Annotated in this window: 21 protein-coding genes; 13 read left to right on the top strand and 8 right to left on the bottom strand. The window is 70.7% G+C overall.

Annotated elements, in window-relative coordinates; translation table 11 throughout:
• From DOE79_RS10155 to ccsB, 3 genes are read left to right on the top strand one after another with little or no spacing between them, the layout of a single operon-like run.
• Window positions 1-762 carry a cytochrome c biogenesis CcdA family protein gene (locus DOE79_RS10155; RefSeq protein ID WP_120338392.1) on the top strand — a complete coding sequence of 254 codons (762 nt, stop codon included), beginning with the start codon at window positions 1-3 and terminating at the stop codon, window positions 760-762.
• A complete protein-coding gene (gene resB, locus DOE79_RS10150) occupies window positions 746-2,419 on the top strand; it encodes a cytochrome c biogenesis protein ResB (protein ID WP_120338391.1) in 1,674 nt (557 codons plus the stop codon). Before DOE79_RS10155 ends, resB begins: the two co-directional genes overlap by 17 nt.
• A gap of 51 nt (window positions 2,420-2,470) precedes the next feature.
• Entirely contained in the window at window positions 2,471-3,421 is a 951-nt protein-coding gene (gene ccsB / locus DOE79_RS10145; protein ID WP_120340272.1) for a c-type cytochrome biogenesis protein CcsB, read from the top strand.
• A 219-nt stretch (window positions 3,422-3,640) separates the two neighbouring features.
• Here ccsB and DOE79_RS10140 read toward each other — a convergent pair whose 3' ends face one another.
• From DOE79_RS10140 to DOE79_RS10120, 5 genes are read right to left on the bottom strand one after another with little or no spacing between them, the layout of a single operon-like run.
• A complete protein-coding gene (locus tag DOE79_RS10140; RefSeq protein WP_120338390.1) occupies window positions 3,641-4,621 on the bottom strand; it encodes an o-succinylbenzoate synthase in 981 nt (326 codons plus the stop codon).
• Between the two features lie 42 nt (window positions 4,622-4,663).
• Window positions 4,664-4,927: a hypothetical protein gene (locus tag DOE79_RS10135; protein ID WP_120338389.1), complete on the bottom strand. Its 264-nt coding sequence runs from the start codon at window positions 4,925-4,927 to the stop codon at window positions 4,664-4,666.
• Window positions 4,924-5,256 carry a DUF7882 family protein gene (locus tag DOE79_RS10130; protein WP_120338388.1) on the bottom strand — a complete coding sequence of 111 codons (333 nt, stop codon included), beginning with the start codon at window positions 5,254-5,256 and terminating at the stop codon, window positions 4,924-4,926. Before DOE79_RS10130 ends, DOE79_RS10135 begins: the two co-directional genes overlap by 4 nt.
• Before the next feature lie 51 nt (window positions 5,257-5,307).
• A complete protein-coding gene (locus DOE79_RS10125) occupies window positions 5,308-6,411 on the bottom strand; it encodes a sigma-70 family RNA polymerase sigma factor (protein WP_120338387.1) in 1,104 nt (367 codons plus the stop codon).
• On the bottom strand, window positions 6,408-6,776 hold the full coding sequence (locus DOE79_RS10120; RefSeq protein WP_162942702.1) for a hypothetical protein: 369 nt from the start codon (window positions 6,774-6,776) through the stop codon (window positions 6,408-6,410). The genes DOE79_RS10125 and DOE79_RS10120 overlap by 4 nt, the downstream gene beginning before the upstream one ends.
• Before the next feature lie 153 nt (window positions 6,777-6,929).
• On the opposite strand from DOE79_RS10120, the gene DOE79_RS10115 reads away from it, so the two are divergent.
• Genes DOE79_RS10115 through DOE79_RS10105 form a run of 3 tightly spaced genes read left to right on the top strand, consistent with a single transcriptional unit; the run spans window position 6,930 to window position 10,112 of the window.
• Window positions 6,930-7,841: a 1,4-dihydroxy-2-naphthoyl-CoA synthase gene (locus DOE79_RS10115; RefSeq protein ID WP_120338385.1), complete on the top strand. Its 912-nt coding sequence runs from the start codon at window positions 6,930-6,932 to the stop codon at window positions 7,839-7,841.
• 18 nt (window positions 7,842-7,859) lie between these two features.
• Complete coding sequence (locus tag DOE79_RS10110) at window positions 7,860-9,053, top strand: AMP-binding protein (RefSeq protein WP_425455721.1); 1,194 nt, start codon at window positions 7,860-7,862, stop codon at window positions 9,051-9,053.
• Between the two features lie 33 nt (window positions 9,054-9,086).
• Window positions 9,087-10,112 carry a 1,4-dihydroxy-2-naphthoate polyprenyltransferase gene (locus DOE79_RS10105; protein WP_120338384.1) on the top strand — a complete coding sequence of 342 codons (1,026 nt, stop codon included), beginning with the start codon at window positions 9,087-9,089 and terminating at the stop codon, window positions 10,110-10,112.
• A 161-nt stretch (window positions 10,113-10,273) separates the two neighbouring features.
• Here the strand turns inward: DOE79_RS10105 and DOE79_RS10100 are convergent, their stop codons facing one another.
• A complete protein-coding gene (locus tag DOE79_RS10100) occupies window positions 10,274-13,792 on the bottom strand; it encodes a proline dehydrogenase family protein (RefSeq protein WP_120338383.1) in 3,519 nt (1,172 codons plus the stop codon).
• Window positions 13,793-13,881: 89 nt separating this feature from the next.
• Here DOE79_RS10100 and DOE79_RS10095 point away from each other — a divergent pair, with 89 nt between their 5' ends.
• Window positions 13,882-14,802 (top strand): LysR substrate-binding domain-containing protein, encoded by a 921-nt coding sequence (locus DOE79_RS10095; protein ID WP_120338382.1) that lies wholly within the window; start codon window positions 13,882-13,884, stop codon window positions 14,800-14,802.
• On the opposite strand, the gene DOE79_RS10090 is transcribed toward DOE79_RS10095, so the two are convergent.
• A complete protein-coding gene (locus DOE79_RS10090) occupies window positions 14,799-15,161 on the bottom strand; it encodes a DUF4229 domain-containing protein (RefSeq protein ID WP_245976883.1) in 363 nt (120 codons plus the stop codon). The genes DOE79_RS10095 and DOE79_RS10090 overlap by 4 nt on opposite strands.
• A 70-nt stretch (window positions 15,162-15,231) precedes the next feature.
• On the opposite strand from DOE79_RS10090, the gene DOE79_RS10085 reads away from it, so the two are divergent.
• Together DOE79_RS10085 and menD are read left to right on the top strand one after the other, a co-directional pair.
• A complete protein-coding gene (locus DOE79_RS10085) occupies window positions 15,232-15,669 on the top strand; it encodes a PLD nuclease N-terminal domain-containing protein (RefSeq protein ID WP_120338381.1) in 438 nt (145 codons plus the stop codon).
• Window positions 15,662-17,536, top strand: a complete 1,875-nt coding sequence (gene menD, locus DOE79_RS10080; RefSeq protein WP_120340269.1) for a 2-succinyl-5-enolpyruvyl-6-hydroxy-3-cyclohexene-1-carboxylic-acid synthase — start codon at window positions 15,662-15,664, stop codon at window positions 17,534-17,536. The genes DOE79_RS10085 and menD overlap by 8 nt, the downstream gene beginning before the upstream one ends.
• An 80-nt stretch (window positions 17,537-17,616) precedes the next feature.
• On the opposite strand, the gene DOE79_RS10075 is transcribed toward menD, so the two are convergent.
• A complete protein-coding gene (locus tag DOE79_RS10075; RefSeq protein ID WP_120338380.1) occupies window positions 17,617-19,119 on the bottom strand; it encodes a high affinity choline transporter 1 in 1,503 nt (500 codons plus the stop codon).
• Window positions 19,120-19,481: 362 nt separating this feature from the next.
• On the opposite strand from DOE79_RS10075, the gene DOE79_RS10070 reads away from it, so the two are divergent.
• From DOE79_RS10070 to atzF, 4 genes are read left to right on the top strand one after another with little or no spacing between them, the layout of a single operon-like run.
• Window positions 19,482-20,366: an urea amidolyase associated protein UAAP1 gene (locus DOE79_RS10070; RefSeq protein ID WP_120340268.1), complete on the top strand. Its 885-nt coding sequence runs from the start codon at window positions 19,482-19,484 to the stop codon at window positions 20,364-20,366.
• Window positions 20,363-21,019 (top strand): urea amidolyase associated protein UAAP2, encoded by a 657-nt coding sequence (locus DOE79_RS10065; protein ID WP_120338379.1) that lies wholly within the window; start codon window positions 20,363-20,365, stop codon window positions 21,017-21,019. The genes DOE79_RS10070 and DOE79_RS10065 overlap by 4 nt, the downstream gene beginning before the upstream one ends.
• Window positions 21,016-24,657 (top strand): urea carboxylase, encoded by a 3,642-nt coding sequence (uca, locus tag DOE79_RS10060; protein WP_245976881.1) that lies wholly within the window; start codon window positions 21,016-21,018, stop codon window positions 24,655-24,657. Before DOE79_RS10065 ends, uca begins: the two co-directional genes overlap by 4 nt.
• Complete coding sequence (gene atzF / locus DOE79_RS10055) at window positions 24,654-26,462, top strand: allophanate hydrolase (RefSeq protein ID WP_120338378.1); 1,809 nt, start codon at window positions 24,654-24,656, stop codon at window positions 26,460-26,462. The genes uca and atzF overlap by 4 nt, the downstream gene beginning before the upstream one ends.
• Window positions 26,463-26,518 lie beyond the last annotated feature (56 nt).

Below are 26,518 nucleotides of genomic sequence, written 5' to 3'. Positions count from 1 at the left end.
GTGGGCAATCCCTTCGGCGAGATCGTCTTCAGCGGGCAACTGTTCCTGGCGATCCCGATCGCAGTGCTGGCCGGCCTGGTCTCATTCGCGTCGCCTTGCATCCTGCCGCTCGTGCCCGGTTACCTCGCCTACATCGGCGGGTTCGCTGACGGGAGTGCCGGGTCGAAGCTGACCGCTCGCCGAGGCCGCAACCGGCTCCTGCTCGGCGTGGCCCTGTTCATCCTCGGGTTCACCCTGGTCTTCGTGCTCACGGGCGTGGTCTTCGGCTTCGCCGGCTTCTGGCTCAACCAGTACCGCGACCTGATCACCCGCATCGCCGGTGCCATCGTGATCCTGCTCGGCCTGGTCTTCGTGGGCCAGTTCGGTGCGATGCAGCGCACCATCAAAACCTCGTGGCGCCCCAGGATGGGCCTGGCCGGCGCCCCGGTGCTCGGCGCGGTCTTCGCCGTCGGCTGGACCCCGTGCACCGGCCCCACGCTCACGGCCATCAACTCGCTGAGCCTGAGCACCGGATCACCCTGGCAGGGCGGCCTGCTGGCGCTGTTCTACGCGCTCGGCCTGGGCATCCCGTTCCTGCTGATCGCCCTGGGTCTGAACTGGGCCACCGGGGCCGTAGCCTTTCTCAAGCGCCACATCCGAGCGATCAACCTGTTCGGCGGCGTGCTCCTGATCGTTATCGGGGTGCTCATGGTGAGCGGCGTGTGGAACGTCTGGCTCCTGAACCTGCAAGGGGTGATTGGCAGCTATGTCCCGGCCATCTGACCACATCGATTCGGCACCGGCTCCGTCCGGCGACGGAATCACCCAACCGAAGCTCGGCTTCGTGGGAACCCTGCGCTGGTTCTGGCGTCAGCTCACCAGCATGCGTACCGCGCTGTTCCTGCTGCTCCTGCTCGCGATCGCGGCCGTGCCCGGTTCACTGGTGCCCCAGCGCAGCTCCGACCCGAACGGCGTCACCCAGTACTTCACCGACAACCCCGACCTCGCGCCGGTGCTCGACAAGATCCAGGCGTTCGACGTGTACTCCTCGGCCTGGTTCTCCTCCATCTACCTGCTGCTGTTCATCTCGCTGATCGGCTGCGTGATCCCGCGCACCAAGCACCACCTGCAGGCGCTGCGCGCCAAGCCGCCCAAGACCCCGGCGCGGCTCGCCCGGCTGGCGGGCTTCACCAGCCGTACCGCCCCGGCGGGCACGGATGCGGCCACCGCCGTCGCATCCGCCCGCACCCTGCTCAAGCAGGGGCGGTACCGGGTGGCCCTGTTCGACGGCCCGAAGGAATTCTCGGCGTCGGCGGAGCGCGGCTACATGCGCGAGACCGGCAACCTGGTCTTCCACTCCGCCCTGGTGGGCCTGCTCGTGGTGGTCGGTTTCGGCAGCGGTTTCGGCTTCAGCGGCCAGAGGGTGCTCGTGGAGGGGCAGACCTTCGTGAACACGCTGCTGGCCTACGACTCGTTCAACCCGGGCCGGTTCTTCAACGACACCCGTCTCGACCCGTACACCCTCACCCTGGACGACTTCGAGGTGAGCTACGAGACCAAGAACCTCGACGCGTTCGGCCAGCCGCTCGACTTCACCGCCGGCGTCACGGTGACTCCGCGCGGCGGCGAGCCGCAGCCGGGCGAAGTGCGGGTCAACGACCCGTTGCGCACCAGCGGCACCAGCATCTACCTGCTCGGTAACGGCTACGCGCCCACCATCACGGTGAAGGACCCGAACGGCACCGTGGTGTTCACCGACTCCGTGCCGTTCCTCCCGCAGGACGCCAACCTCACATCGCTGGGCATCGTCAAGGTCCCCGACGGTCTGGCCCAGCAGGTGGGCCTGGTCGGGTTCTTCTACCCCACCCAGGCCGAGACCACCACGGGCTCCTACTTCTCCAGCTTCCCCGACCTCACCTATCCGGTGCTGACGCTCAACGTGTACGCGGGCGACCTCGGCCTCAACGACGGCGTGCCCACCTCGGTGTACGCGCTCGACACCGACACCATGGAGCCGCTGGCCACCCGCACCAGCGACGTCAAGCCGCTCGAGCTCAAGCCCGGCGAGACCCGGGAGCTGCCCAACGGGCTGGGCTCGGTGACCTTCGAGAACGCCACCCCGGATGCCGCCGCCGGCGACTACGCCGGTTCGGTTCCGCGGTTCGCGTCGTTCGACATCCACCACGACCCGACTCAGGGCTGGGTGCTGCTCTTCGCCGTGCTCGTGCTCGGCGGCCTGCTCACCTCGCTGTTCGTACCCCGCCGACGCATCTGGGTGAAGGCGATCGAACAGGCGGATGGTTCGGTGCGGCTGGAATACGCGGGTCTGGCCCGCGGGGAGGACCCGGGACTGGAATCGGCGGTGGCGTCTTTCGCCGACCGGCATGCCGCCCTGATGGAACGCTCACAACCGGTGGTCGACACCCCCGAACGCGCTTAGGCTGTACAAGTGAATCTGAACGAGCTCTCGATCCTCAGCCTGTATTCGGCTATGGCCGTGTATGCGCTGGCGTTCATCGCCTTCGCGATCGACCTGGCCAAGCGCAGCTCCGCCGTCGACTCGGCGGCCGCTGCCTCCGGTGCTGCCGGTGAATCCTCGGTGGCCGGTGCGGTGGCGGGGGGCACCACGACGCTCACCCGCATCAGCGCGCGCATCGCCAACGACGCCGTAACGCCGTACGGTCGCTCCGCGAGCCTCCGGGTGGGCGTCTCGCTCACCGTGCTGGCCTGGGGGCTGCACGTCGTGGCCGCGGTGCTCCGCGGCATCGCTGCCGAGCGGGTGCCGTGGGCCAACATGTACGAGTTCGCGATGACGGGCACGCTGCTCATCGTCACGGTCTTCCTCATCGTGCTCACCCGCACCGACCTGCGCTTCCTCGGCACCTTCGTCACGGGCCTGATCCTGATCCTGCTCGGCATCGCTGCCCTGCAGTTCTACGTCGAGGTCGCCCCGCTGCCGCCGGCGCTGCAGTCGGTGTGGCTCGTCATCCACGTGTTCGTGGCGTCGCTCGGCACGGGCTTCTTCGCCCTCGGCTTCGCGCTCTCCTTCGTGCAGCTGCTGCAGTCCCGGCGCGAAGAGCAGGTCGGCACGGACAAGCCTGGTCGGCTCAAGTTCCTGAAGACGCTGCCCACGGCGTTCACGCTGGAGAACCTGGCCTACCGGGTGAACATCATCGGCTTCATCCTGTGGACCTTCACCCTCATGGCGGGGTCGATCTGGGCCGAACGCGCCTGGGGCCGGTACTGGGGCTGGGACACCAAAGAGGTGTGGACCTTCATCATCTGGGTGATCTACGCCGGGTACATCCACGCACGGGCCACCCGCGGCTGGCGTGGATCGCGTTCGGCCTGGCTGGCCATCATCGGCTTCGCCGCCGTCATGTTCAACTTCGGCGTCGTAAACGTGTTCTTCAAGGGCCTGCACGCCTACTCGGGCCTCTAGCCCGGCGCGGCGCCCGGGTCGCGACCCTCGTGTGTGTCGCGACCGGTCGTTGGTCGAGCCTGTCGAGACCTGGTGACGTGCGTGTGTGTTGTTGCGCTGGCGAGGTCGGCTTGCGGGGTCTACTTCGACAGGCTCAGCACGGTGGCGACAGGCCCGACCGACGGGATGGTGCTGTTTCGCAGGATGCTCGCGACGTGCTCGTAGATGGTGCCCGGCGGGTCAGTCGTTGAGGAGCGCGTGCACGCGGGTGATGCGGGCGAGCCACCAGTCGCGGCGTTCGGGGCTCGCGGCGTAGGTGTCCAGCAGGTCGGCATCCGGCACCACCCGGCGCACCGGGATGTGACCGTCCACCGGCAGCAGCGGCTCACGGGTCACATCGGCGGCCAGCAGTGACGCCGTCGCCAGGCCGCAATCGTAGTCCAGCTCGGGCAACGCCCCGGCCAGGAACGCGCCCATGGAGATGCCCACCGAGGTGTCGAGGGCGCTGGACACGATGAGGGGCAGGCCGGTCTCGGCCTGGATCGCCAGTACCGCACGGATGCCGCCGAGCGGCTGCACCTTGACCACGAGTAGGTCGGCGGCTCCCGAGCGCGACACCAGGAGCGGGTCGGCCTGCTTGCGCACGCTCTCGTCGGCCGCGATCGGCAGGTCGAGGTAGTCGGTGCGACGGCGGATCTCGGCGAGTTCCTCGATCGACGCGCAGGGCTGTTCGACGTACTCGAGGTCGAACTCGGCCAGCGCGTGAATGGCGTGTTCGGCTTCGTCGAGGTTCCACAGCCCGTTCGCGTCCACGCGGATGCGTCCCTCCGGGCCGAGCGCGCTGCGCACGGCGCGCACCCGCTCCACGTCTTCGGCGAGGGTCTGGCCGGGATCGGCGACCTTCACCTTGGCGGTGCGGCAGCCGGGGAACCGCGCCAGCAGGGCGGGTACCTCGGCGGCGTCCACGGCGGGAACCGTGGCGTTCACAGGCACCCGGTCGCGCAGCAGCGCCGGGGTGTCCTGCCAGCCGAACTCCAGTGCGGCGCTGAGCCAGGCGGCGGCTTCCTCATCGTCGTACTCGACGAACGGAGAGAACTCGCACCAGCCGGCCGGGCCCTCGATCAGCACGGCTTCCCGGCTGGTGAGCCCGCGAAAACGGGTGACGAGGGGAAGGTCGACCACGCGGGCGGTGGCGAGCACGTCGTGCAGTGAGGGGAGCATGGCTCTAGTGTGCCAGCATCCGCTGGAGCGGCCCGTTCAGGCTCATTCGGTGGAATCGGCGATGAAGGTCTGTTCGTCGCTCAGGGGCACATCCGGCCCATTGGGCTGCACGTCCACGATGGCGATGGCGGTGCCGGGTGAGATGAGCAGATAGGCGTCCTGATAGCGGCCGGCCCCGCTGTTGACTCGGAGCCAGGTGGGCGTCCCGCTCGTCACAGCCGCGGCGATCTCGGCTCGCAACGACTCGACGGTGCGGTCGCCGAGAGTGTACGGCTTGCCGCCGTAGACGATGTCGATGCGGCTCACGAGTCATCCTTCACGACCGAGGTGGAACCGAGCCGGTGTGGTTCGGGCACGATCTGCAAGCCGCCGGACGAGTTCGCGGTCAGCATCAGTGCTTCGATCCAGTCACGGTTCAGGCTGGGCGAACGCCCCCCGAAATACTTGTAGGCCAGTGGAATGCTCGGATGCATCCAAATGGTGCTGCGCCCGTCGCCACCCTGGGGGTCGTCGCGCCAGGTGAAGTAGAAGGCCTCGCCCCGGCGCAGTTTCGCGCCGATCACAACCTGAATGTGGGCGAGGACCCGGTCATCGAAGTCCGCCGTGAGGCTCGAATCGTACGTCAGCTTGCCCATTGCACCACTCCGTTATTTGGGTTTGCTGACACGGTACGCCGGTTTCCGCTTCTAGTCCCTCAGATACCGTTCGAGTCGTGGCACCTTTAGGAGGGCCAAGGCGCGCTTCTCGATCTGACGCACGCGCTCCCGGGTCACCCCCTGGATGACCGCTATTTGGTCGAGGGTGCGCGGTTCCTCTCCGGTGAGTCCGAACCGGGCCGTGAGGATCGAGCGTTCCCGGTCGGGCAGGGCGTCGAGGTAGAAGGTGATGTCGGCCGCGCGCAGGGTGATCGTGGCGCATTCGTCGGGTTGCGGCAGGTCATCGTCGATGATCAGCTCGGCGATGTCCCCGATACCGTCACCGACGGGAGCGTGCAAGGAGATGGGCTCGTTGTCGTACTGCAACAGGCGGGAGACATCGCGCACCGCGATCTGGGAGAGCTCGGCGATCTCCCTGAGCGTGGGTTCCCGGTCGAGGGTGCTGGTGAGGTCCCGCCGGATGCGCTTGATCTTGTTCAGCTTCTCTGCGGTGTGCACGGGGATACGGATCATTCGCGACTTGTCGGCCATGCCGCGGTGGATGGCCTGGCGGATCCACCAGGTGGCGTACGTGGAGAACTTGAAACCGGTCATGAAATCGTACTTCTCGACGGCGCGGACCAAGCCGATGTTGCCGTCCTGCACGAGGTCCATGATCGGAACGCCGCGGCCGGAGTAGTGCTTGGCGATGCTCACCACCAGGCGCAGGTTGGCCTCGATGAAGTGGTTCTTGGCGCGCCTGCCCTCGAAGACGAGGCAGGTGAGTTCCCGCTTGAACTCGGATGACAGGGTGACCCCGTCGGCCGCGGCCCTGGACATCTTCTCCTCGGCGAACAGGCCGACCTCGATCTTGCGGGCCAGGTCCACCTCGTCCTCTGCCGACAGCAGGGGGCCCTTGCCGATGCGGCGCAGGTAGTCGCCGAACGCATCCGTCGACGCCCGGCTGTAGCGAGAGGTCGCGGAGGCGCTGGCGGCGGCGGAGGGGACGTAGTCGGTGGTGGGCTCGGTGGGATCGCCGTCCGGACGCGTGGTGGCGGGCTGACGGGTGGGCGCCGGCTGGCGGGTGGGCGCGGCCGTCGTGGCTGCGGTCCGGGCGGTCTTGGGCGTGGTGGGTGTGTGGATGATGGTGGTCATGCGAGTACCTCCCGGTGCAGAAGACTTGCGGTTGCGCGGTCGAAGGAGGAGAAATAGGCACGCTCGCGGGGCCGGCCGAGGTTGGTGACCTCGAAGGCGCTGCCCACGATCTGGATGAAGCCGAGGAGGGCCGACGGGTCGTCCTGCGTGATGGTGTGGTCGGCGACGCGCCACTCGGTGGGCGACAGCGGAATGATCTCCACATCGGTGTAGTCGGGTTCGGGCGCGGTACGGGCGCTCGGCTTCAACTGGGGCGTCTCGCGTGGTGTCGTGTGGGGCAGGACAGGGGGCGTGGTTTCGGCGCTGGTGACGGGTGCGTGTTCGGGTAACGCGGTGTCGGGTGCCGAGGGGCTGTTATAAAACATGACCACCTCCGGGTCGTTCGGGTGAGATAAGTACACAGCCGGGGATTCAACCCGTTCAAGGGGTTGACGCGGTGCCCTCGGAGGAGGTACACCTGAAACGCCCTCAACTCTCTCAGCCCACTCGTCAGCGACCCCGCCGCGTAGGCTGATCCCATGCCCGAACTCGTTTCTGAGATCTTCGATCCTTCCCAGTGGCGTTCGGTCGACGGCTTCGCCGCCCTCACCGACATCACCTACCACCACGACATCACCGGGCGCATCGCCCGGGTGGCCTTCAACCGGCCAGAGGTGCGGAACGCCTTCAGGCCGCAGACCGTCGACGAGCTTTACGCTGCCCTGGAGGACGCGCGTACCAACCCGCAGATCGGCGTGGTGCTGCTCACCGGAAACGGACCGAGCCCCCGCGACGGCGGCTGGGCGTTCTGCTCCGGCGGCGACCAGCGCATCCGTGGGCGGGACGGCTACAAGTATGCGGAGGGCGAGACCGCGACAGGCATCGACAAGGCCAGGGGCGGACGCCTGCACATCCTCGAGGTGCAGCGCCTGATCCGCTTCATGCCCAAGGTCGTCATCGCGGTCATCCCGGGATGGGCGGCCGGCGGAGGGCACTCGCTGCACGTCGTCTGCGACCTCAGCATCGCCAGCGCCGAGCACGGCAAGTTCAAGCAGACGGATGCCGATGTCGGCTCCTTCGACGGCGGTTACGGCAGCGCCTACTTCGCCCGGCAGGTGGGGCAGAAGGCCGCGCGGGAGGTGTTCTTCCTCGCCCGCGAGTACTCCGCCCAGCGCGCCCTCGAGATGGGGGCGATCAACGCCGTGGTGCCGCACGCCGAGCTGGAGAACGAGGCGCTGGACTGGGCGCGCACGATTCTGACCAAGTCGCCCACTGCCATCCGCATGCTCAAGTTCGCCTTCAACGCCGTCGACGACGGCATGGTCGGCCAGCAGGTCTTCGCCGGGGAGGCCACCCGGCTGGCGTACGGCACGGACGAAGCCGTCGAGGGGCGGGACTCGTTCCTTGAGAAGCGCGAACCGGACTGGTCGCCGTACCCCTGGCAGTTCTAGCGCTACCGCGGTGATCGCATCGTGAGAGACCTCCGCGTCGTACCCGTCGGCGACCCGCTCCGCTTCCTGGCGGAGTTGCGCCTGGCGCTCGCGAACGACGGCGCGGCCCTGCTGCCCGTGCCCGATGAGCCCGGCGCGATCTCGAGCCGCGGCGACATGGGCCCGGTGCCGCGGAACGTGGCCGTGGTGATCGAGACCTCGGGGTCGACAGGGCGGCCCAAACGGGTCATGATCAGTACTGATGCGCTTCTGGCATCCGCGGCGGCGTCGGGGGTGCATCTGGGCGGCGACGGCCAGTGGTTGTTGGCGCTGCCCGCCCACTACATTGCCGGCGTGCAGGTGCTCGTGCGGTCCATCGCCGCCGGGACCGAACCCGTGCTGTTGCCTCCGGGGCACTTCGACCCCGCCGTCTTCGCCGAACACGCGGGGCGGCTCACCGAACCGCTGCGGTTCACCTCGCTGGTGCCCGTGCAGCTGGCCCGGTTGCTGGATGCCGCGCCGACCGACCCGGCGCTGTTGGCCGTGCTGCGCCGGTTCACCGGCATCCTCGTGGGCGGACAGGCGGTGTCGGCCGAGCTGATCGGCCGGGCCGACGCCCTCGGGGTGCGCGTGGTGCGCACCTATGGCTCATCGGAGACCGCCGGGGGCTGCGTGTACGACGGGGTGCCGATCGGCAACGCCGTGGTGCGCACCGTCGACGGGCAGCTGGAGATCAGCGGTTCGATGCTCGCGGAAGGCTACCTGGCCGATGAGGATCTCACCGGGGAGCGGTTCGTGGAACACGACGGGGTGCGCTGGTACCGCACCGGCGACCTCGGCGCGGTCGCCGCGGACGGCACCGTGAGCGTGACCGGGCGGGCCGACAACGTGATCATCTCCGGCGGCGAGAAGGTGTCTCTCGACGCCGTTGAACTCCGGGTACGCGCCCTGCCCGGCCTCGGTGAGGCCTGCGTGGTGCGCGCCGCGGATGCGGTGTGGGGCGAGGTTCCGGTCGTCGTCGTGGCGGTCGCGCCGCCGGGCGCCGCCGTTCCGGGGCTGGAAGCCGTGCGGAGCGCCGTGGCGGCAGGGCTCGGCCCGGCGGCCCGGCCGGCACGGATCGTGACGGTGCCGGCCCTTCCCCTGCTCGCGTCCGGAAAGCCCGACCGCCGGGCGCTGCAGGCACTCGTGCGCGCCGCCCGACCGGGCTCAGGGCAGGCTCCCGCGCTGGACTGAGCCGCTCGCAGCCGCGGCCACTAACATGAGTGCGTGGCAAACGGAGCTCGGCCCTCGCGGCCCAACCAGCAGAAATCATCCCAGACGTCGCGTCCGGCCGCGACCCGGCCGAAGAACCCGGCCAAGTCGGGCAACCCGGCTCGCAAGAGCGGCGTCGCAACCGGCATCGTGCGCACCGGCCCGGCCACGGCCGGCGACTGGATCTCCGGTGCACGCCTGCGCACCCTGCCGCTGGCCATCGCCCCCGTGGCGCTGGGCACCGGCGCGGCTGTCGTGGCCGGCGGTGCCGGCGAGTTCCACTGGGTGCGCGCCCTGCTCGCCCTGGTGGTGGCGGTCTGCCTGCAGATCGGCGTGAACTACGCGAACGATTACTCCGACGGCATCCGTGGCACCGACAACCACCGGGTCGGCCCGGCCCGCCTCACCGGCGGGGGTGCGGCCAAGCCGCGTACCGTGCTCACCGTGGCCCTGGTGTTCTTCGGCCTGGCCGCAGTGGCCGGCCTCGTGCTCGTTATCGTGAGCCAGTACTGGTGGCTGCTGGCCGTGGGCGCGGCCGCGATCGTGGCGGCGTGGTTCTACACCGGCGGCAAGAAGCCCTATGGATACTTGGGTCTTGGCGAACTGTTCGTGTTCGTGTTCTTCGGCCTCGTGGCCACCACGGGCACCACCTACGTACAGGTGGGCACGGTCAACCTGGAGAGCTGGCTGAGCGCCATCGCGATCGGGCTGATCGCCTGCGCCGTGCTGATGGTGAACAACCTGCGCGACATCAAGCCCGACAAGGTGGCCGGCAAGCGTACCCTGGCCGTGTGGATCGGCGCGAAGGCGTCCCGCGTGGTGTTCTGCGTCTTCCTGCTACTGCCGTTCGCGATCGCCGGATTCTTCGCCCTGTTCTACCCTCTGGCCTGGTTCACCTTCTTCGTGCTGCTGCTGGCCCTCCCGGCCGCTCTCATCGTGGCCACGGCCACCACGGCGAAGGAACTGATCCTGGCCCTCAAGCTCACCAGCCTGGCCGCGCTGCTCTACGGCATCCTGCTCGGGCTGGCCTTCGCCCTCTAACCAGCCCGCGCTCACCGTCGCGCACCCGGACCACCCGCACGCTGCGGGCCTCCAGCCGGGGCCAACTGTGCCCCGTGCGGACAATTGCGCCCGGTGTGCCGGGCGCAATTGTCCGCTTCGGGACCAGTTAGCGGATGCTGCGGGGACGCCGGGGCGCGGGGTCAGAGCAGGGCGTCGGTGAGGTGGTTCGGAGTGCCGAACCGGTGCGCCGTGATGCTCACGGCCTGCTCGCGCAGGAACGGGAGCAGCTCCACCCGGCCCGCCTCGGTGACCGGCTGGGCCCAGACCGCCAGGTCGGGCCGGCCGCCGGTGACCTCCACCAGCGCGCTGTGCACCGCCGAGCCCGCCGGGGCGCCGAGCAGCCGGAGCCGCCCGCCGCCGCGCTGGGCCGCTCCGGCGAGCCAGGTGTCGTCATCTTCCACAGTGATCGCAGCGCTGAGGGCCGGCGCGAGCGCATCCACCAGCGCGGCCGGCAGCGCCAGAGCCGTCGACACCGTCACGGGCGCACCCGCGAGCCCGGCGGCGGCCACGACCCGCACCAGCGACACCAGCGGTTCGCCGGCGGCCAGGCGGATGGCCACGGGGGCCGCCGGCGCCCGGTACCGGAACACATTGCGCTCGGCGGCGAGTCCCGACACGTCGGTTGCAGCGCCGAAGCGCTCGGCCCAGGCCAGGGCGTCGCTCCGCAGCGCACGGTTCAGCAGCTCGGCGTCGGCGGCGCTCAGCTCGGGCGTGGCCGCGGCGAGGATCGACTCGACGACCGGATGCGTGACGGCCGCGCCCGTCGTGGCCGGGGCGGGGGACCACGAGCCGAGGCCGACCAGGTAGTTCGGGCCTCCCGCCTTGGTGCCGGGGCCCACGGCCGACTTCTTCCAGCCGCCGAACGGCTGCCGGCGCACGATGGCCCCGGTGATGCCGCGGTTCACGTAGAGGTTGCCGGCCTGGATGCTGTTCAGCCAGGTGCCGATCTCGGCCGGGTCGAGGGCGTGCAGGCCGGTGGTGAGGCCGTAGTCGACCACATTGGCCAGCTCGATCGCCTCGGCGAGGGTGGCCGCGGTCATGATGCCCAGGATCGGGCCGAAGTACTCGGTGAGATGGAAGGCCGACCCGGCCCGCACGCCGTCGCGGAGGCCCGGGCTCCACAGCCGGCCGGACTCGTCCAAGCGGCGCGGCTCGAGCAGCCAGCTCTCGCCGGCGCCCAGCACGGTGAGCCCGTCGAGCAGTTTGCCCGCTGCGGGTTCGATCACCGGGCCCATCTGGGTGGCCGGGTTCTCCGGGTAGCCCACCGTGAGGGAGGCGACGGCGTCCTGCAGCTGGGTGCGGAACCGGCGCGACGTGGCGACGGAGCCCACCAGGATGACGAGGGACGCGGCCGAGCACTTTTGGCCGGCGTGGCCGAATGCCGAGGAGACGACGTCCTTGACGGCCAGGTCGAGGTCGGCGCTGGGCGTGACGATGATCGCGTTCTTGCCGCTGGTCTCGGCCAGCAGCGGCAGGTCGGGCCGGAAGCTGCGGAACAGCTCGGCGGTCTCGTAGGCGCCGGTGAGGATCACCCGGTCCACCGCGGGGTGCGCGATCAGGTGGGCGCCCAGGCTGTCTTCGGGCACCTGCACCAGGCGCAGCACGTCGCGGGGTACGCCGGCCTGCCAGAGGATGTCGGCGATCACGGCGCCGCACCGTTCGGCCGGCCCGGCGGGCTTGAGTACCACGGCGGAGCCTGACGCCAGCGCGGCGAGCACCGACCCGGCCGGGATCGCGACGGGGAAGTTCCACGGCGGGGTGACCAGGGTGATCGACGCCGGAGTGAACCGGGCACCGTCGACCTCCTCGAGCTCCCGGGCGAGGCCGGCGTAGTAGTGCGCGAAGTCGACGGCCTCCGACACCTCGGGGTCGGCCTGGTCGATGGTCTTGCCGGCCTCAGCCGCCATCACCTCGAGCAGGTCGCCCCGGCGGGCCTCGAGGGCGTCCCCGGCGCGGTGCAGCACGGCAGCCCGGCCGGAGGCACCGAGCGCGGCCCAACCGGCCGCCGCTGCGGTCGTCTCGGCGAGCACGGCGTCCAGCGCCGCCGCATCCGTCACCCGGGCCGCCTCAATGGTGTCGACGCCCAGGCTGGAGCCGGGCACGCGGCCGAGGATCTGCAACGCCCAGTCGCGGTTGGCGGCCACGGAAGGATCGGTGTCTGCCGTGTTCTCGAAGGCGCCCGGACCCGGCGCCGGTACGGCCGCATAGCGGTCGGCGACCCGGTGCGGCGCGGGCACGGCTGCGTCGAGCGCGTCCAGGGAGGCCAGGAAACGCGCCTGTTCGCGGGCGAAGAGCGCCTCGTTGTCGTGCAGTTCGAACACGGCCGACATGAAGTTGTCGCTTGACGCGCCCTCTTCGAGCCGGCGGATCAGGTAGGCGATGGCCACGTCGAACTCGGCGGGCGAGACCACCGGCGTGTAGAGCAGCAGGCTGCCGACGTCGCGGCGCACGGCCTCGGCCTGCCCCTGCGCCATGCCGAGCAGCATCTCGTACTCGATGCCGCCCTGCACCCCGCGCTGCCCGGCCAGCAGCCACGACCAGGCGATGTCGAACAGGTTGTGCCCGGCCACGCCCAGGCGCACATTGCGGATGCGCTCGGGGGTGAGCGCGTAGTCCACGACCCGCTTGTAGTTGGTGTCCGACTCCTGCTTGGTGTGCCAGGTGGCCAGGGGCCAGCCGTGCACCTCCGCCTCCACCTGCTCCATCGGCAGGTTGGCCCCCTTGACCAGGCGCACCTTGATGCCGGCGCCGCCCCGGGCCCGGCGGGCCGCCGCCCACTCCTGCAGCCGGATCATGGCCCCGAGGGCGTCGGGCAGGTAGGCCTGCAGCACGATGCCGGCCTCCAGCGAGACGAATTCGGGCCGGTCGAGCAGTTCGGTGAAGACCGCGATGGTGAGGTCGAGGTCCTTGTACTCCTCCATGTCGAGGTTGATGAACTTGGGCCGCGGGGCCGCCGCCGCGCGGGCGAAGAGCGGCGTCAGGTGCTCCACGATGCCGGCCACGGCGGCGTCGAACGCCCAGTGGCTGTGCGGCGCGACGGTGGAGGAAACCTTGATCGACACGTAGTCCACGTCGTCGCGGGCCAGCAGCCGGTGCGTGCCGGCCAGGCGGCGGGCGGCCTCGCCCTCACCGAGCACGGCCTCGCCGAGCAGGTTGACGTTGAGCCGGATGCCCTCACCACGGATCTTGGCGATGGCCGGGCCGAGCTTGGCATCCGTGGCATCGATGATGAGGTGGCCCACCATGTGGCGCAGCACCCGCCGCGCGATCGGCACGACGACCCCGGGCAGCAGTGGTGCCATCAGGCCGCCGAGCCGCACGGCGGCGCGCATGGGCGCGGGCAGGAAGGCCGGCACGTCGGGCGCGATGCGGGCCAGGGTGCGGGCGGCCACGCCGAGATCCTCGGGACGCACGACGCCGTCGACGAAGCCGACAGTGAAGGCTAGACCCTTCGGATCCCGCAGCACCCCGGCGAGCTGGGCGGCCGATCCGTCCACCGGGAACCCGGACGCCTCGGTCAGCCAGCGGCGCACGAGCGCGATCGTCTCGGTGGCGAACAGGCCGGACGGGGTGCCGGTTGTCTGCTCGCCGTGCGGCCGGGGTGCGAGGTCGGTCATGGTGCTCCAGAGGGTCGGCCGCGGCGGGGGAGTGCGCGGCATCCACTCAGTATCTGCAGCCGAACGCTTTAGAAGAAGTAGCGAATACTGATTGATAAGCTTCAGCTCAGCTGATGCTTTGGAGGACCGGGATGCTCGACGTGCGCCGCCTGATCCTGCTCCGCGAGCTGTCCATCCGCGGCACCATCGCCGCCGTCGCGGAGGCCATGCTGCTCAGCCCGTCGGCCGTGTCGCAGCAGCTCAGCCAGCTGGAGAAAGAAGCCGGCGCCGAGCTGACCCGCAAGGCCGGTCGCCGCCTGCGGCTCACCCCCCAGGGCGAGCTGCTGGTGGCATCGGCCGGGGAGGTGCTCGACACCCTGGAGCGGGCCGAGGCGGCGCTGCGCACCTCGCACACGACAGTGCGCGGAACCGTGCGGGTGGCTGTCTTCCAGTCCGCGGCGCTGGCGCTCATGCCCACGGCCTTGACGATGATGACCCGGCAGCACCCCGACGTGCGGGTGGAGATGGTGCAGCGGGAACCCGAGCAGGCCCTGCACGAGACCTGGGCCCGCGACTTCGACCTGGTCATCGCCGAGCAGTACCCCGCGCACTCGACGCCGTGGCTGCCGGGCCTGCACCGGCGCGAGCTGACGACCGACGCCATCCACCTGGCGCTACCGGCCACGGATGCCGCCCTCTGGCCCGTCGGCACGCTCGCCGAGGCGGGTCGGCTGCCGTGGGTGATGGAACCGCGCGGCACGGCCTCCCGGCACTTCGCCGAGCAGCTCTGCCGCAGCGCCGGATTCGAGCCCGACGTGCGGTACGAGACCGCCGACCTGCAGGCGCAGATCCGGTTGATCGAGTCGGGCAACGCCGTGGGCCTGATGCCCGACCTGGTCTGGACCGGGCGCAGCACCACCTGTCGGCTCGAACGGCTGCCCGGCGACCCGCGCCGTACGATCTTCACCGCCCAACGCGAGGCCGGACTGGAGGCGCCGGCGCTGCGGGCGTTCCGGGAGATGCTGGCGGGCGCGGCCGAGCTACAGGCCCGCGGCGGACCGACCGGCGGTTAGGCCAGGTTGGAGCGCTGGTCGGTGGGCGGCTGGTCCGTGAGCTCCTGCTCGGCTCGCGCCTGCTGCTCGCTCTCCTGCACGCGTTCCTGCTCGGACTCGGCCCGGTCGACCGCGGCGTCCTCGGACTCGGCGTCGGGGTGCACGGGTTCCTTCGCGCGGTGCCGCACCTCGTACAGATCGCGGGAGACGCTGTTGCGCGGGTTGCGCAGGAAGATGTAGGACAGGCACAGGCCGATGATGGCGGCCAGGACGGCGGCCAGCCAGCCCTCGATTCCCAGCACGAGCAGGATCACGAACGGCACCACGAACATCAGGACGCGGAGCACGGTGAACAGCAACCACGCTGGAACAGCTTTCATGAATCCAGCTTAGAACGTGCTCCTGACCGGTACTCACCGATCTCTCGGGCGACCGGCCTACAATTGGGGCATGTTCCGCCTGTTGTTCGGCCTCGGAGTCGTCGTCGTCATTCTCACCATCTATGCGTTGGTGGATTGCGCGGTGTTCGACCGCAATCGCATACGCGGTCTTCCACGCTGGGTGTGGGTCTTCGTCATAGTCCTCATCCCCGTGATCGGTGCCGTGCTGTGGCTGCTGATCGGCCGCGGACGCCGCAGCAACGCGGCGGGCCCCGGCACCCGGGTGACGCGCTCGATGGCTCCGGACGACGACCCCGACTTCCTCCGCGGGCTGGACCGCGCGAAGGACCAGGAACAGCGCATCCGCGACCTCGAGCAGGAACTCGCCGACTTCGACAAGATGGACCCGCCCGGCGCCGGGCCGAGCTCGCACCCCGGCACCGCTGGGGTCGACCCGAAGAACACCGACCCCGGTGACGGTGACCAGCCGGGCCGACGGGATGCCTGAAGCGGCAGCTCAGACCGGATCGACACCCGAGGCGCCCGCAGCCCTGCCGGCTGACGCCGCACCCCGTCTGGCGCCCGTCGCGCCCAGCGGCAGCCCGGCGACAGACTTCAGCGTGGCCCTGCTGGCCGAGTTCGTGCGCCTGGGCGTGAGCGACCTCGTGCTCAGCCCCGGATCGCGCTCACAGGCCCTGGCCCTGGCCGCCGCCGAGTTCGAGCGGCTCGGCCTGCTGCGTCTGCACGTGCGCATCGACGAACGCGGCGCCGGCTTCCTGGCGCTCGGGCTCGCGATCGAGAGCGGCCGCCCGGCCCTCGTGGTCTGCACCTCCGGCACCGCCGTGGCCAATCTGCACCCCGCCGTTCTCGAGGCGCACCACTCCATGGTGCCGATGATCCTGCTCACGGCGGACCGGCCCGCGGAGTTGCGCGGCATCCGGTCGAACCAGACCACCGTGCAGCCCGGCATCTTCGCCGGCGCCGTGCGGCTCAGCGACGACGTAAACGCCCCCGACGGCAGCGCCGGCGAGGGCGACCTCGCTGTGCAATTGGCCGGCCGCGCGTACCGGGCCTCCCTCGGCACCGGCACGCTCAACCCCGGTCCGGTGCAGCTGAACCTGGCGTTCCGGGAACCGCTGTCGGCCGCGGTCGAGCTCGAGCTGGCCGGGCCGGATGCCGGTTTCACCGACGCCCTCGGTGTCGCCAGCTCCGCCGATACCGGTGCCGGCAGCGCCGACGGCCTCTCCGATGAGGCAGACCTCGTCGCCCACGCTGACGCCCCAGCGGACAACGGCACAGGCATCGCCGCATCCGTGCTGCTCGAAGCCGGGCCGCGCACGATTGTGGTCGCCGGCGCCGGCGCCGGTCCGGCGGCGGAGGAGCTCGCCCGCACGGCCGGGTGGCCGTTGCTGGCCGAGGTGTCCAGCGGCTCGCGGTTCGGGCCCAACCTCGTCGTGGCCTACCGGGAGCTGATCCGCGACGCCGATTTCGGCGGCCAGGTGCAGCGCGTGATCGTCTTCGGCCACCCCACCCTGAGCCGCGAGGTGCCGGCGCTCGTGCAGCGAGACGGGGTGGAGACCGTTGTCGTGGCTCCGGCCGGAGCCGAGTGGTACAACCCGGGCCGCCGGGTGTCCAGCTTCGCCCGCACCGCCACCGCCTCGGCCGCTGCCATCACCGCCGCGGGAACCCGCGAGGCGCGCGCCTGGACGGGCCGCTGGGTGATGACGAGCCGGGCCATCCTGGCCGCCGACAGGCAGCTGGATACGCCCGCCTTCGGCACCCACGGCATGACCAAGGCCGAGTTCGCGGCGATGAAGGCCCCGGTGACCCGGGCCATGCTCGCGGACGCGGTGTGGCGGGCGTCCTGGCCGCACGACCGGCTGGTGCTGGGCGCGTCCCGGCTGATCCGCGAGCTGGACACCCGGGTCACCGGCAAGAAGATCCCCGTGCACGCCAATCGCGGCCTGGCCGGCATCGACGGCACCGTCGCCACGGCCGTGGGTATCGCGCTGGCCAGCCAGGCTGGCGAGCATCCGCTTTCGAGCGGCACGACCCGGCTCTTGCTGGGTGATGTGACCCTGCTGCACGACGTCGGGTCGCTGCTCATCGCGCCAGGGGAGACGCGGCCGCGGGTGCAGGTGGTCGTGGGCAACGACGGCGGCGGCACCATCTTCGACGGCCTCGAGGTGGCCGCAACGGCCAGCCCCACGGCCGTGGACCGGGTGCTCTTCACCCCGCAACAGGTGGACCTGGAGTCCTTGGCGGCCGCCTACGGGTGGGCCTACCTGCGCGCCGGCACCCGCAGCGCCCTGGAGACCGCCCTCACGGCGCCGGTCACCGGCCCCACCCTCGTCGAGGTTCCCCTCCAGCGCTAGCGCCCCCACCGCGAGCCGTGAGTAAAGCCCCAGAATTCCGGGGCTTTACCCACAGTTCGTGGAGGGGGAAGCGGATGGGGTCAGGCGACGGGCTCGAGGAGGGCAGCCTGCTCCTGGGAGAGCTCCTCTTCGACCTGCAGCTCCTGCTCCTGCTCGCGCAGCGTGCGCGGGTGCAGCAGCGCCACGAGCACGAACGAGCCGATGCCCACCGCGGCGGAGATCATGGTGGTCCAGCCGTCGAGGTCGGCCGTGATGACGGTGTTCGGGATGTAGAACAGGTCGTTCGGCACGCCGTACATGGTGGGCGTGAGCGCCAGCAGGGTGATGCGCACGGTGAAGCCGAGCAGCGCGCCGACGATCACGGCGCTGGCGCCGGGGCGCTTCCAGAACAGGCCCAGCACGAGCGGTGCGGCCAGGCAGGCCAGCATCAGGTCGAACGCGAAGGTGAGCAGGATGCCGGTCTGGCTGACCCGGATCGCCAGCAGCACGCCGATCACGACGATGGGCACCATCGCCACGCGGGTCCAGCGCAGCAGAGGGTCGCCACCGCCGGAGACGATGCGGCGCACACCGAAGGTGTTGCGCACCGCGATGGCGGACGTGGCCAGGATGGCGCCGGCTGCGGTGGAGAACGAGGCGGCGACGATGCCCGAGAGCACCAGCACGGCCAGCAGCGGCGGCGCGTAGTCACCGAGCAGCGTGTAGAGGATGGGCCCGTCGGCGGTGGACAGTCCGAGCGCCGCGGTGGTGGTGAGGGCGACGAGGGCGTAGATGATGCCGATCACGAAGGTGCCGCCTGCGGCGTAGAAGCAGGACTTCTGGGCAACCTCGGGCGACTTCGCGGCGAAGATGCGCTGCATGAAGTCGATGGCGACAAGGTCGCCGATGCCCAGCGAGATGAGGGTGGCCCAGTTGATCGGGGCGCCCTGGGCGGGGTCGGTGAGCTGGCCGAGGTCGAACGGACCCATGCCGGCCGGAACGATGATGCCGAAGTTGATGACGACCCAGCCGAGCAGGGCGATGGAGGCCACGACGGTGATGACGGTCTGGATGGCCGCGGTGTAGGCATCCGAGAACAGCCCGCCGGCGAGCGTGTAGGCGAGCACCAGCGACACCGACAGGATGATGCCCCAGACGTAGTCGATGCCGGCGAAGCGTTCGAGCAGGAAGCCGACGGCCACGAGGTTGCCGGCCAGCAGGATGGTGAACGAGAAGATCATGATGACCGACGAGCCCGCCTCGACAACCCGGCCGTAGCGGCGGCGGAAGAAGTCGGCGAGCGTGTAGAGCTTGAGCTTGTTCATCGGCTTGGCCAGGAAGAGGCCGGAGATGAGCAGGCAGACCGCCAGACCGATGGCCAACGAGGCGCCGGCCCAGAAACCGTAGCCGGAGGTGAGGTCGGTGTTGCCGACGGTGGCGTTGCTGTCGACGGCCGCGGCCATCAGCGACACCGCCACGAGGGGGACGCCGAGGCTGCGCCCGGCGACGAGATAGTTGGCGCTGTCGCCGTCGACCTTCCGGGCGACGACGATTCCGACGATGAGAACGATGAGGACACTGATGCCCACCCCGATGACGATCATGGTTTCTCCTGACTAGGCGCTGCGGCTGGGTGCGAATGGCTGGTGCTGGCCGCCCAGTCGGTCAACCTGTGGGGCGAGCAGGTAACGCCGGGAGACTTTCGGTCAACCGATCGATAATGCAATTCAGCCCGCTGACTGTCACGGCGGTCTTTCTGGATTGCAACGATCGTGTTAACTCAGTCGGCGCATGCCCGGGGCCGGAGTCCATCGCGCGGGTAAGAGGGTGCGCCGGTCGGATAGGCCCGTAACACGCTCTTAATACGGGAGACACGGCGGCGACACCGCGCCGCGGTTTAGTTTCTATCAGTTGATCGAAAACCGTGGTCGACGGACAGGGAGTAGCCACCGTGCCAGCAGATACCGTGCCTGCAGTAGCAGCGTCATCGTCCACCACCTCCACGACCTCGGGGGCCCGGGCACACGCCAGGGCGCAGGAGGGCACCGTCGTTCAGGCTTCTCCGGTGCGCCCGGCCACGGCCTGGCCGGCGCCGCCTGCAGGGCTGGACGCGCACCGTCTGGTCTGGGCCGAGACCGTCGCCGGCGGCGGGTACGCCCAGAAGGTGCTCGCCCGCGGCACCACACTGCGGCTGACCGACCTCGCCGGCGACGCCTGCGCACACGTGCTGCTCTACAACGCCGACCAGCCCTTCGAACGCCTCAACGTGGCCGACACCGTCAAGGTGCAGTGGCAGGTCTACACGGCGCCGGGCCAGCTGCTGCTCTCCGACCAGGGGCGGGTGCTCGCCACGTTGGTGGCCGACAGTGTTGTGGCTGACAGCGCGGTGGCCGATGCCTCCGGCAGGCACGACACGCTCTTCGGCACCAGCACAGCGGCGCGTAACACCGCCAGGTACGGCGACGGCTCCGCCCAGGGGCCCACGCCGGCCGGCCGCGAACTGTTCGCCCTGGCGGCGGCGAAGAACGGCCTCACCCGCCGGGACCTGCCGCCGAGCGTCTCGTACTTCCAGGGCGTCACGGTCGACGCCGACGGCCACCCCGGCTTCACCGGCAGCGCCGGGGCCGGAGCCAGTGTGACACTCCGCACCGAGATGCCCGTGATCGTGCTCATCGCCAACACGGCGCATCCGCTCGACGACCGCACCGAGTTCGTCTCGACGCCGCTCGAGGTGCTCGCCTGGGCGGATGCGCCCACGACGCCGGACGACCCGCTGTGGACCGCCAGCCCCGAGGGCCGCCGTGCCTTCGTGAACACCGCCGACTACCTCGCCGCAAGGGGACTGAAATGACCATCGCCACCGCATCCGTCGCATCCGCCGTCGATTTCGGCGCCGAGATCTCCCGCGAAATCGTCGCAGCCCGCGCGCCCTGGTCGGCCGTGATCACGGCCGGTCAGGTGCTCACCATCGTCGACCTCGACGGCAACCAGGCCGTGGACTTCCTCGCCTACGCCGCCGACGACACCGACCGGGCCTACAGTGCCCAGGCCACCCTGCAGGAGCAGGACAGCGTGTACCTGACCGTGGGCAGCGTGCTGCGCGACAACGAATCGACCGCGCTGCTCACGATCATCGCGGATGACTGCGGCCGGCACGACACCCTCGGCGGCGCCTGCTCGAAAGAGTCGAACACCCTCCGCTACGGCCTGCACACCTTCGCCCAGCATGCCTGCGTGGAGAACTTCCTCGCCGAGGGCTCCCGCCGGGGGCTGGGCAAACGAGACCTGGTCTCCAACATCAACTGGTTCATGAACGTGCCCGTCGACCCGGACGGCGCGCTCGGCATCGTCGACGGCATCTCCGCACCCGGCCTGTCGGTGTCGCTGCGCGCCGAGGTGGACACCCTGGTGCTGGTCTCCAACTGCCCGCAGATCAACAACCCGTGCAACGGCTTCAACCCGAGCCGGGCCGAGATGATCATCAGCGCGGGGGTACCCGCATGAGCGCCGTCTCGGGAGACATGACGGCCGGTACTGCTGCGTTCGACACCGTCCTGATCGCCAACCGCGGCGAGATCGCGGTGCGCATCATCCGCACCGCCCGCGCCATGGGGCTGAAGACCGTGGCCGTCTACTCCGAGGCCGACCGGGGCGCCCTGCACGTGCACCAGGCCGACGTGGCCGTGCTGCTCGGCCCGTCGCCCGCCGCGGAGAGCTACCTGCGCGGCGACCTGATCATCGCCGCCGCCCTCGAACACGGCGCCGGCGCCATCCACCCCGGCTACGGGTTCCTCTCCGAGAACGCCGACTTCGCCCGCGCCTGCCAGGCCGCCGGCATCGTCTTCGTGGGCCCCACCCCGGAGCAGCTTGACCTGTTCGGCACCAAGCACACCGCCCGCGACGCCGCCACGGCCGCCGGGGTGCCGCTGCTGGCCGGCACCGGCCTGCTCGACAGCCTCGAGCACGCGCTCGAGCAGGCCGAGACCATCGGCTACCCGGTGATGCTCAAGGCCACTGCCGGCGGCGGCGGCATCGGCATGCAGGCCTGCCACGATGCCACCGAACTCGCCGGCTCATGGGAGAACGTCACCCGCATCGCCGGGGCCAGCTTCTCCTCCTCGGGCGTCTTCCTCGAACGGCTCGTCGTGGGCGCCCGGCACGTGGAGGTGCAGGTCTTCGGCGACGGGCTCGGCAGCGTCGTGAGCATCGGCGACCGCGACTGCAGCCTGCAGCGGCGCAACCAGAAGGTGGCCGAGGAGGCCCCGGCGCCCGACCTGCCCGACCACGTACGCGAGAGCATCGCCGACGCCGCCCGCCGGCTCTGCGCCTCCGTGGACTACCGGTCGGCCGGAACCGTGGAGTACATCTACGACCCGGTGCGGCAGGAGGCCGCGTTCCTCGAAGTGAACACCCGCCTGCAGGTGGAACACCCGGTCACCGAGGCCGTCTACGGCATCGACCTGGTCGAGTGGATGCTGCGCCTGGCCCTCGGCGACACAGCCGTGGTGCAGACACCGTTGGTCGCGAGCGGCTTCGCGGTGGAGGCCAGGGTCTACGCCGAAAACACCGATCTCGGCAACCTGCCCAGCGCCGGCACCGTCACCCGGGTGGTGCATCCGGTCGGCAGCGAGAACGACGCCCGCATCGACAGCTGGCTCGAAGCCGGCGCCGAGGTGAGCACCCACTACGACCCGCTGCTGAGCAAGGTGATCACCCACGGCTCCACCCGCGAGGCCGCCTGGCAGGCCCTCGCCGACACCCTCGCCGACGTGCGCGTGGACGGCGTCGCCACCAACCTGGGGCTGCTCCGGTCGATCGCCGCCGACCCCACGGTGCGCGCCGCCACCCACTCCACCGACACCCTCGCGGGCATCCGGAACACCAGCCCCCGGTTCGAGGTCGTGAAGTCCGGCCTGCTCTGCACCATCCAGGACTGGCCCGGCCGCACCGGTTACTGGGCCGTCGGCATCCCGCCGTCGGGGCCCATGGACGACCTGTCCTTCCGGCTCGGCAATACCGCACTCGGCAACGCCGAGGGGGAGGCGGGCCTGGAGATCACGATGCAGGGGCCGACCCTGCGCTTCCACACCGCCGCGACCGTGATGCTCACCGGAGCACCCACCCCGCTCACCGTCGACGGTGTCGACCAGCCGCAGTGGACCCCCGTGGCCGTGCCGGCCGGGGCGACGCTGGCCGTGGGCACGCCCCGCACCGGCATGCGCAGCTACCTGCTCGTGGCCGGCGGCCTCGACGTGCCGCTGGTGCTCGGCAGCGCCGCCACCTTCGACCTCGGTGAGATGGGCGGCGCGGCCGGCCGGGCCCTCCGCACCGGCGACATCATCGCGCTCGCCGCGCGGATGCCCGTGGCCGCGCCCCGGGAGGTACCCGCGCGTGAACGCCCCGTGTTCACCTCCGAGTGGCGCATCGCGGCCCTCGAAGGCCCCCACGCCGCCCCGGAGTTCTTCACCGAGGCCGACATCGCGGTGTTCCACGGCACCCGCTGGGCCGTGCACTTCAACTCCGCCCGCACCGGTGTGCGGCTGGTCGGCCCGAAACCGGAATGGGCGAGGAACGACGGCGGCGAGGCCGGACTGCACCCGTCGAACATCCACGACACCCCGTACGCCGTGGGCGCCGTGGACTACACCGGCGACCTGCCGATCCTGCTCGGCCCGGACGGTCCGAGCCTGGGCGGGTTCACCTGCCCGGCCACCGTGCCCAGCGGTCAGCTCTGGAAGCTCGGCCAGCTGCGCCCGGGCGACACCGTGGAGTTCGTGCCCGTGGACGACCGGCAGGCGCACGCCCTGCGGCTGGACCCCACCCTGGCGGTCACCGCCGGCCGCGCGCCCACCGTGGACGGCGGCATCCTGCGCAGCCGGCCGGCCACCACGACCAGCCCGGCCATGACCTTCCGCCGCAGTGGCGACGCCAACCTGCTCGTGGAATACGGCGAGATGGTGCTCGACCTGGCCTCGCGGATGCGGGTGCACGCGCTCGCCGCCGTGCTGCAGCAGCGCTGGGACGACGGTGAGCTGCCCGGCATCATCGACCTGACCCCCGGCATCCGTTCGCTGCAGGTGCACGTGGACCCCGACCTGCTGCCGCTGCCCGAGCTGCTCGACATCGTGGCCGCCGTCGAAGCGGGCCTGCCCGCCACGAGCGAGCTCACCGTGCCCAGCCGGACCGTGTCGCTGCCGCTGTCGTGGGACGACCCCGCCACGCGGGAGGCCATCGAACGCTACATCTCCGGGGTGCGCGACGACGCCCCGTGGTGCCCGTGGAACATCGAGTTCATCCGCCGCATCAACGGCGTCGCCTCGGTGGACGACGTGATGCGCACGGTCTACGAGGCCGAATACCTGGTGCTGGGCCTCGGCGACGTGTACCTGGGCGCGCCCGTGGCCACGCCGCTGGACCCGCGGCACCGCCTGGTGACCACGAAGTACAACCCTGCTCGCACCTGGACGCCGCAGAACGCGGTGGGCATCGGAGGCGCCTACCTCTGCATCTACGGCATGGAGGGCCCTGGCGGCTATCAGTTCGTGGGGCGCACCGTGCCGATCTGGTCGACCCACGCGCAGCGCGGCCCGTTCGCCGAGGGGGTGCCGTGGCTGCTCAAGTTCTTCGACCGCATCAGCTGGTACCCGGTGCTGCCGGAGGACCTGCTCGAGATGCGCGCTGAGATGAAGGCCGGCCGGCTGCCCATCCGCATCGAGGAGGGCGAGTTCTCGATGAAGGAGTACGAGGCCTTCCTCGCCGAGAACGCCGAGTCGATCGCCGAGTTCCGTGCGCAGCAGGGCGAGGCGTTCGCTGCCGAGCGGCATGCCTGGGAGGAGTCGGGCGAGTTCGACCGAGACGACGCAGCGGCCCTTGCCCCGGTGGTTTCGGCCGCCGCCGTCGTGGTGCCACCCGGCTGTGAGGGCGTCGAGGCGCCCTTCACCGCGAGCGTGTTCCGCCTCGACGTGGCCGTGGGCGACAGTGTCGCCGCCGGGCAAACCCTCGTCTCGCTCGAGGCCATGAAGATGGAGGCGCACGTGGTGGCGCCCTTCGACGGTCGGGTGGTGCGCATGCTCGCGGCCGCCGGCGACAGCGTCGCGCCCGGCTCGGTCCTGGTGATCGTGGAGCGGGAGGAGGCGGCATGAGTGCGGCGGAGAATGTGGGCTTGAGCGTGACGGATGCCGTCTCCCGCGCCTATGCCCGTATCGCGGACGTCGACCGGCCCGAGGTGTGGATCGAGCTGCGGCCGGAGGCCGAGGTTCACGCCGAGGCCGCCGAGGTGGAGCGCCGGCTGCTGGGCGGCGCCGACCTGCCGCTGGCCGGGCTGCTCTTCGCGGCCAAGGGCAATATCGACATCCAGGGCCTCGTCACCACCGCGGCCTGCCCGGCCTTCGGCGAACTCGCCCAGACGGATGCGACGGCGGTCGCCCGGCTCCGCGCCGCCGGGGCCGTGTGCCTGGGCGCCACCAACCTCGACCAGTTCGCCACCGGCCTGGTCGGCACCCGCAGCCCCTACGGAGCCGTGCGGCACGCGTTCAGGCCCGAGTACATCTCGGGTGGCTCCAGCAGTGGCTCCGCCGTGGCCGTGGCGCTTGGCCTGGTCGACTTCGCCCTGGGCACCGATACGGCCGGTTCCGGCCGGGTGCCGGCGGCGTTCCACGGCCTCGTGGGCATCAAACCGACCCGCGGACTGGTCTCGACGGCCGGCGTCGTGCCGGCCTGCCGGTCGCTGGACTGCGTCACGGTGCTCGCCGCCGACATCGACCTGGCCGAGACTGTGGCCGGCGTGATGGCCGGATACGACGAGCGCGACCCGCTGTCGCGGGTGGCCCCTGTCGGCGGCAATGCCGGGGGATCGGCAGGGCGACCCAACGCTGAGGTCGCCCGGGGCGCTGCCGGCGCGGGTCCGGGAGTGCGCATCGGCGTACCAAGGCCCGGCCAGCTCGGCCAGCTCGCCCCCGGCTGGGGCGAGGCGTTCGACGTCGTCGTCGCCGGGCTGCGCGCCGGCGGTGCTGAGCTCGTCGAGGTCGACATCGAGCCGTTCCTCCGCACGGCCCGGATGCTCTACGAGGGCGCTTTCGTGGCCGAGCGATACGCGGCCGTCGGCGCCTTCGTCGACGCGCACCCCGACGAGGTCGATCCCGTCGTGGGCGCGATCGTGTCCGGTGCCCGCGACGTGCCCGCGCACCGGCTCTTCAGCGACCTGGAGGCCCTCGACGTTGACCGGGTGCTGAGCCGGCAGGCCTTCTCGACCATCGACGCGCTGCTCCTGCCGACCACGGTGGAACACCCGACCCTGGCCGAGGTGGCCGCGGAGCCCATCACCGTGAACAGCCGGCTGGGCCGGTTCACCAACTTCGCCAACCTGCTCGACCTGGCCGCGATCGCGGTGCCCGGCGGCATGGTCGGCCAGACTCACTTCGGCGTGCAGCTGGTGGGCCCGGCCTTCACTGATGCCCGACTGGTGCAGCTTGCGCGCCGCATCGTGGCTGCAGGTGCGACCGGGCAGGCTGCCGCGGCGCCGACCGGTACCGAGCAGCCCGTTGCGGCGGCCGGAGCCTTGCCGCACGAGATCGTGCTGGCCGTTGCCGGTGCGCACCTCTCCGGCCAGCCGCTCAACCACCAGCTCACCTCGGTAGACGGCCGGCTGCTCGTCACCACGACGACCTCCGCCGACTACCGCCTCTTCGCCCTCGACACCGTGCCGCCCAAGCCCGGCCTGGTGCGCGTGGCCGAGGGCGAGGGGGCGCCGATCGAGGTGGAACTCTGGGCGCTGGACGCGGCATCCTTCGGACGGTTTGTTGCGGCGCTGCCGCAGCCCATGGTCATCGGGCGAGTGGACCTGGCCGACGGCAACCAGGTGGAGGGGTTCCTCTGCGAGCCGATCGCCACCGCTGGCGCCGCCGACATCACGGCTACCGGAGGTTGGCGAGCGCACCTGGCCGGCTGACCGCTCGCACCTGTTGCCCGGAACGGACACAGTTGTGGTCAGCGGGTCAGCAGGTC

It is taken from the genome of Cryobacterium soli (assembly GCF_003611035.1).
In the GTDB taxonomy this organism is placed as follows: Bacteria; Actinomycetota; Actinomycetes; order Actinomycetales; family Microbacteriaceae; genus Cryobacterium; species Cryobacterium soli.
Note: the sequence above shows the minus strand (reverse complement) of the source record. Positions and strands in the feature narration are given on the sequence as shown.